The 6,360-nt window shown below is 67.5% G+C and carries 7 protein-coding genes; 1 reads left to right on the forward strand and 6 read right to left on the reverse strand.

From position 1 onward, the window contains the following. The 4 genes from ACIPEK_RS45990 to ACIPEK_RS46005 all read right to left on the reverse strand — a co-directional run. Positions 1-231: transposase (locus ACIPEK_RS45990; RefSeq protein WP_402008860.1), on the reverse strand; the 231-nt coding region annotated here is incomplete at its 3' end. Positions 232-532: 301 nt separating this feature from the next. Then, positions 533-1,777 carry a helix-turn-helix domain-containing protein gene (locus ACIPEK_RS45995; protein WP_402008843.1) on the reverse strand — a complete coding sequence of 415 codons (1,245 nt, stop codon included), beginning with the start codon at positions 1,775-1,777 and terminating at the stop codon, positions 533-535. Positions 1,778-1,906: 129 nt separating this feature from the next. After that, a complete protein-coding gene (locus tag ACIPEK_RS46000) occupies positions 1,907-2,101 on the reverse strand; it encodes a hypothetical protein (RefSeq protein WP_402008846.1) in 195 nt (64 codons plus the stop codon). A 344-nt stretch (positions 2,102-2,445) separates the two neighbouring features. Continuing rightward, the gene (locus tag ACIPEK_RS46005; RefSeq protein WP_402008849.1) at positions 2,446-2,670 is read right to left on the reverse strand and encodes a DUF6207 family protein; all 225 of its coding nucleotides are present in this window, start codon (positions 2,668-2,670) and stop codon (positions 2,446-2,448) included. A 345-nt stretch (positions 2,671-3,015) separates the two neighbouring features. Here ACIPEK_RS46005 and ACIPEK_RS46010 point away from each other — a divergent pair, with 345 nt between their 5' ends. After that, positions 3,016-3,774, forward strand: a complete 759-nt coding sequence (locus ACIPEK_RS46010; RefSeq protein WP_402008851.1) for an IS6 family transposase — start codon at positions 3,016-3,018, stop codon at positions 3,772-3,774. Between the two features lie 413 nt (positions 3,775-4,187). Here the strand turns inward: ACIPEK_RS46010 and ACIPEK_RS46015 are convergent, their stop codons facing one another. Beyond that, on the reverse strand, positions 4,188-6,038 hold the full coding sequence (locus ACIPEK_RS46015) for an FG-GAP-like repeat-containing protein (RefSeq protein ID WP_402008854.1): 1,851 nt from the start codon (positions 6,036-6,038) through the stop codon (positions 4,188-4,190). 64 nt (positions 6,039-6,102) lie between these two features. Further along, the coding region (locus ACIPEK_RS46020) for a hypothetical protein (RefSeq protein ID WP_402008857.1) at positions 6,103-6,360 on the reverse strand (258 nt) is incomplete at its 5' end.

Consider the following 6,360-nt stretch of genomic DNA (forward strand, 5'->3'; position numbering starts at 1 on the left):
ACGGTCCCTCGGAACGGCCAGCGTGACCGCCCCGGCATCCGTCAGCACCGTCTTCGGCGATGTGCCGTTGCGGCTGTTGCCCGAGCCGCGGCCCGCGGGATCGTGCTTCTCGTATCCGAGGTGGTCGGTCATCTCCGCGTCCAGGGCCCGCTCCAGCACGGCCCGGGTCACCTCCGTCAGCAGCCCGCCCTCACCCAGCAGGGCAGCACCCGAGGCGTCGGCGCGGTCCATCAGCCGCTCGACGACCTCATCCACGAGGTCGTCCTCGACCGGTTCAACGGCGGGATCTCGTTGTCGTTCATGTCCGTCCGTCCCGGCTGGTCAAAGCCCAGGTCAGGGCCCCGGCCAGCCTGTCACATCACGGACTTACACGATCTTTCAGACATGCTCTGACAGTCGTGCGGAGGCTTCCGCGTCGATGGCAAAGGGAGCCCTGCTCGCGCCGGTCCGGCTCGGGCGCTGGCTGCGGATGTGAGAGGAGCCAGCCTGGCCGGGGCCGGCTCCTCAGCGCGTGTGGCGTCTGAGGGTCAGGTCATCGGCTGGCCCAGGTGGTGGCGGCCCGGATGGGGGCGGGCAGGGGGCGTCGGGGGGTGGTGGGGCGGGTGGTGGTGCCCAGGACGTTGCCGAAGGCGGTGATGAGTTCTTCGATCCGGCTGGTGGTTCCCTGGTCGGGGGTTTGTGGCGCTGGGGCTGGTGTGGGGGTGGTGTGTTCGGTGGTGGCCTGTTGCCAGAGGGGTTTGAAGTAGGTGGGCTCCCCGTCGAGCGTCTGGACGAGCGCCTGGACGTCTTCCCAGGTGCCGGTTGTGGTCCCGTCGAGGAGGTCGGTGATGCGGTCCTGGGCCAGGGCGTGGCCGCTGTTGACGGACATCGACCAGGGGGTGGGGCTTCCTGCCCGTTGGTGCAGGTAGCGAAGGGCGGAGGCGAGTGTCTCGGGCTGTGACTTGCGGCTGCGGCGGGCGTCGGCGTCTTCCCAGACCTTTCTGAGGGCCTCGGGGTCGGCGCCGCAGGCACGGGCGATCGAGGCTGTTGCCTGCCAGCTCGGGAAGCGTTCGCCGTTCATGGTCCGGGAGAGAAAGCTGGGGGAGAGTTTGGTCTTCTTGCTGAGTGTCCGCAGGCTGTACTGGGAGGCACGCTGGAGGTTGCTCAGCACGCAGGCGAAGTCTCCCGGGCCGGGGGCCAGTCCCGTGTCTGGTGAGGGGTCGGCGCTCTCGCTCTCGCTGTCGGCGGCGTCGTCGAGGGGTGCCGCGCGCACGGCGAGAGGCTGGGGCGGGAAGGATTCAGCGGGCGGTTCCGGGACGGCCGCCGGGATGTGCCGCGGCGTGGCCCGGGCCGTGAGTCCCTTGACGTGCGCGCGGGTCAGCGCGCGCTGTACGACCGAGGAGTTGTACTTCTTGCGCACGGTGTCCTTGTTCATACCGAGCAGCTGGCCTATCACCTCCCACGACGCGCCCAGGCGCTTTGTGCGGCCCACCACGGTCGGGGTCAGCTGGTCGATGCGCCGCTGTAACTGCAGCAGGCGTTCCAGCGGCTGCTCGACTGCCGAGGCCGAAGTACGCAGGGCGCGTTGCAGGTCGCGGATCTCTGCACACGCGGCGTCCAGCTCGCCGTGAAGGAAGTGGTCGAACTCGGATGTATCGGGAGGAAGTCCTTTGCGGTGCTCCGTGTGGGCCGCCTGCCGGCATTTGGTGCTGCAGTACTCGCCGGGACGCCCGGTGTGCTGCAGCGTCCGCCTGCCCCCGCACTGTTTACAGTGGTCCGACGAAAAAGTGTTCCCCATGGTTTCGCTCTCTGCCAGGTCCGGCCCGGGCGACGAAAGGGATTCCGCCGCCCGGGTAACGTGATGAAAAGCGGTGCCCGCCCGGCCGTTTCGTCGGGGAAACGAGCCCGGGTCACTGCTGAGATTTCGTCAGCGGGACTTCGAACCGCCGCGCGTACTCATCCACACGACGAACACCCACAGGGTCACCGGGACCAACATGAGGGCCAGGGCCGCGTATCCGGGCGATCCGGGGACGATGAGCAGTGGCGGAAAGGCGATGCCCGCGGCGGCAGGTGAGGGCTGGGGGGTGTTGCCCGTGGCTGCCGCACTGTTGACAGGCATGTCGTCGGCCGCGACCTGTTTGTTACTGTCGCCTGCGAGTCGGCGCCAGAGGCGTTTGACTCGCGGGTGATCCGGGGACGAAGGCATAGAGACCTCCTGGGTCGTCATCACATTGGGAGCGCGAACCCAGGTCCGTGAGAAGAGTGGGTTCGCGCTCCGTGAGCGTAATGACACGCTCTGCCCAATGCCATTCGGACATTTGCTCCCATTTCCTATAGAAGTCCGGGCCGATCGGACAGTTTCGTCGGCACTAGACGGGCAATCGGCATGCAATTCCGATAAGAGCACCCATTCGGGTCTCGATCTTGGTATTCCGGCCCCACCACCCACGAACCGCCGACCGCTCAGAAGGCGTTCGCGGACCCGGTCCCAGGGCGTCGGACGTCCGCGTACACCCGGACTCGGACTCCCGGCTCGCCGGGAACCCGCTGCACACCGCTGATCCCGGAAGTCGCCCAACGCTCCTGAAGATCCGCCATCACGGTCATCAGCGTGGCTTCATCGCGGGCTGCGATGTCCAGTACCACCAAGCCGGATTCACTCAGGTGCAGCTCGTTGATCTCCGTCATGCTTTGACCGACGCACCCCTGTACGACCCGGTTCGCCAACGAACATGCACCTCACCCGAACGAGGCACCCCGCTGTCGGCAGGCACCTTCCGCACGCGACCGGCGATCTGCCTGCGGTGCAAGGGGCCGGAGCCCGCGGGCAGGGACCTCACGCCCAGCCAAGGCAAGGTGTTGCCTGCCCGTGGGGCTGGGCGTCAGTGATGGCCAGCAAAGGGCCGCTAACCCTGACCGCTTGGCAACGGACGGAGCTGGCCATCACACCACCCCGCAGGCCCCGGGGATCAGCCATGACATCCCTGCGGCCCGGTGTATGGAGGGCACTGTCACGTTGACTGGCCGGGTGGGATGATCTTCTGGTTGGTCGTGCCGGGGAGGGATTCGTTCGTGTCTTCCGCGTCGCCGTCGTACAAGGGCCACCGGTACCCGGTGGAGGTGATCGCGCACGCGGTATGGCTGTACTTCCGCTTCCCGCTGTCCTTCCGCGAGGTCGAGGAGCTGATGCTTGAGCGCGGCGTCATCGTCTCCTACGAGACCATCCGCCGCTGGTCCGCCAAGTTCGGGCAGGCCTACGCGGACGGACTGCGCCGCCGTCGGCCACGGCCCGGGGACAAGTGGCACCTGAACGAGGTCTTCGTGAAGATCAACGGAGAGCAGAAGTACCTGTGGCGGGCCGTCGACCAGGACGGCAACGTGCTCGACATCCTCCTGCAGAGCCGCCGGGACAAGGCCGCGGCAGGACGCTTCTTCCGCCGCCTGATGAAGAAGACCCGTACGGTGCCGCGGGTGGTCGTCACCGACAAGCTCCGTTCCTACGGCGCGGCGCACCGCGAGGTCATGCCCTCGGTGGAACACCGTTCCCACAAGGGCCTGAACAACCGGGCGGAGAACAGTCATCAGCCCACGCGGCAGCGCGAACGCGCCATGAAGGGATTCCGCTCCGTCGGCGGGGCCCAGCGGTTCCTGTCCGCGTTCAGCGGCATCTCACCCCACTTCCGCCCTCACCGCCACCTGATGACAGCCTCCGACCACCGAGCCGAGATGACCGTCCGCTTCGCGATCTGGGACCAGGTCACCGGCGCTGCCGGCCGGCCCACCACGGCCTGACCACAGGCCCGGATTGCGGGCCCCACCAGGCCACGACGCACCGTCAGGCACCTGCAACCCAACAACGTGACAGCACCCGTGTGGAGCATGCAACCGGCCGGATGAAGGGTTTGAGCGTCGGCTTGCGGAACCCCTCCGTGGTGGGCCACGTCTTCTCTGCTGAAGATCATGGTCGCTTCCTTGGTCGTGCTGGGTGTCGTATCCGCGTCACTACCAAGGGGCCCGTTCTTTCATGCCCGCGGCCGCACCCGTAACTCTGTCCAGATAGCCACCCGCGCCGCACACCTCGAACGAGATCCGGTTTGCCACAACGCACTCAAGCAATTGGGCGGGGGCCTGGTCGGCCCCCGCCCAAGCGGTGTGGCGTGAGCTCTACGTGCGAATGGTGGGTTTGGGCATATGCGGTGAGCCCGTCAGACGACGGATCCGGTCCAGTGCTTGACCGGTGCCTTGATGTCGGTCCCGGTGCTGGTGAAGGTGAACAGGGAGTCGATGCGTCGGCCGTCTGCGGTCGTCCCGGAGCGGTAGAGGACGCCGATGTCGTCCTTGCTGTCCTTGTTGAAGTCGCCGGAGACGGGCTGGCTGGCGGCCCAGCTGAAGGAGCTGGTGCTCGCCCAGACCTCGCGGGGTGCTGCGAAGTTGGTGCCATCGCTGGTGAAGGTGAAGAGCGCGGACTGGTGGACGCCTTCTGCCGTGGTGCCCCGGTTGTAGAGGACGGCTACGTCGTCCCTGCCGTCTCCGCTGTAGTCGCCGGAGGTCAGCTTGCTGGCGCTCCAGTTGAAGGATCCGCTGCTGGTCCAGGACTTGCGGGGGGAGGCGAAGTTCGTGCCGTCGCTGGTGAAGGTGTAGAGCGAGGAGATGAACTTGCCGTCGGTGGACTTGCCTCCGTTGTAGAGAACGGCGACGTCGTCCTTGCCGTCACCGTTGTAGTCGCCCGAGGTGACCTGGCCGGCGGACCATGTGAAGCCGCCGGGGGTGGTCCATGTCTTGCGGGGGTTGTTGAAGGCGGTGCCGTTGCTGGTGAAGGTGTAGAGGGAAGAGATATTGCCGGTGTCCGAGGACCCGCCGTCGTAGAAGACGGCGACGTCGTCCTTGCCGTCACCGTTGTAGTCGCCCGACGTCACCTTGCTCCGGTCCCACGTGAAGCCGCCGGGGGTGGTCCATGTCTTGCGGGGGGCCTTGAAGCCGGTGCCGGTGCTGGTGAAGGTGTAGAGCGAGGAGACGGCTCCGGTGTCCGAGGACCCGCCGTTGTAGAAGACGGCGACGTCGTCCTTGCCGTCACCGTCGAAGTCGCCCGAGGTCAGCTTGCTGGACGCCCACGTAAAGCCGCCGGGCGTGCTCCATACGTTCTTGGGGGCGGCGAAGCCAGTGCCGGTGCTGTAGAAGGCGAACAGCGACGACCGGTTCTTGCCCTCGGGCGAAGTGCCGTTGTCGTAGAAGGCGGCGATGTCCTCCTTGCCGTCCGCGTTGAAGTCACCGGAGGCGACCTGGGACTCACCGGGCAGGGCGCGGACCTGCTTGACCCATTCCGTGATGTCGTCGAGTCGGGTCTCCACGGCGCCGTTGCGGGTCTCGTCGGAGCCGAGGCAGCCGGCCTGCCAGGACGTGCTGTGGACGGCGACGAGCTCGGCCTTGCCGTCCTTCTCGCGCAGCGCGGGACCGCCCGCGTCACCCTTGCAGATACTGCCGTCGTCCCTGGTGACCGCGACGGTGGTGGTATCGGCCTGCGTCACGGCGAAGGCCCCAGCGTGCAGGCGGTCAGGAACCCAGGAGTTCGCGGTGCGACCGTAGCCCACAGCCTGCAAGGTCTCACCGGCTACCGGCCCGGTGGTGGCGAGTACCACGGGGGCGATGTCGGTGACCGGTTCGGCGAGCTTGGCCATGACCAGGTCGCGGTCGGCCCGGGGCACCAGCTCGGTGATCTCGACGACCTTGCCCGTGGTGCCGGTCAGGTCCGTACGGCCGATGGTGGCCGTGGCCTTCTCGGCCGGTGCACCGGCCGGTATCGGGAAGGCGGGCTGTCCGGCGGCCGCGAAGCAGCTGCTGGCGGTGAGGACGTACTGGGCGTCGACGAGGGAGCCGGTGCAGGCGCGGCTCGTGTCGCCGTCACCGATCTGGATCTTCGCGGTGAAGGTGTAGGTGTGGTCGGCGACCGCGTCACCGACGAGGGCCTGGGCCGGGGAGCCGAGGGTGAGTGCACCGGCCGCGGCCGTTGCGGCCACCAGCGATATGGCCCGCACTCTGCGAGAGGGTCTGACAGGCACGTGAAGTTCCTTCATAGGGTTGCGAACCGGAGAAAGGCGGAGGACGGGGAGGGTCGGTGCCAGGTCATCCGGTGACGCGGATCTCGACCAGCACGGAGCGGGCGCCGCCGACGGTGCCTTCACCGACGGACTCGAAGCCGTTCTGGGCGACGTCGACCGTCGTTGTCTCACCATTGGCGGTGAGGTCGGCGCTGAAGGGGTGGTCTGTGGCTTCCAGTGCGAAGACTCGGGGGAGCGAGAGGGTGAGGTACCCCGTCTTGCCGGTGGCCCGGAAGCAGTAGGTACCGGCGCGGCCGACAGTGTCGTCCTTGACGGTCAGGAC

The organism is Streptomyces sp. NPDC088246 (assembly GCF_044741025.1).
Taxonomy (GTDB): Bacteria; Actinomycetota; Actinomycetes; order Streptomycetales; family Streptomycetaceae; genus Streptomyces.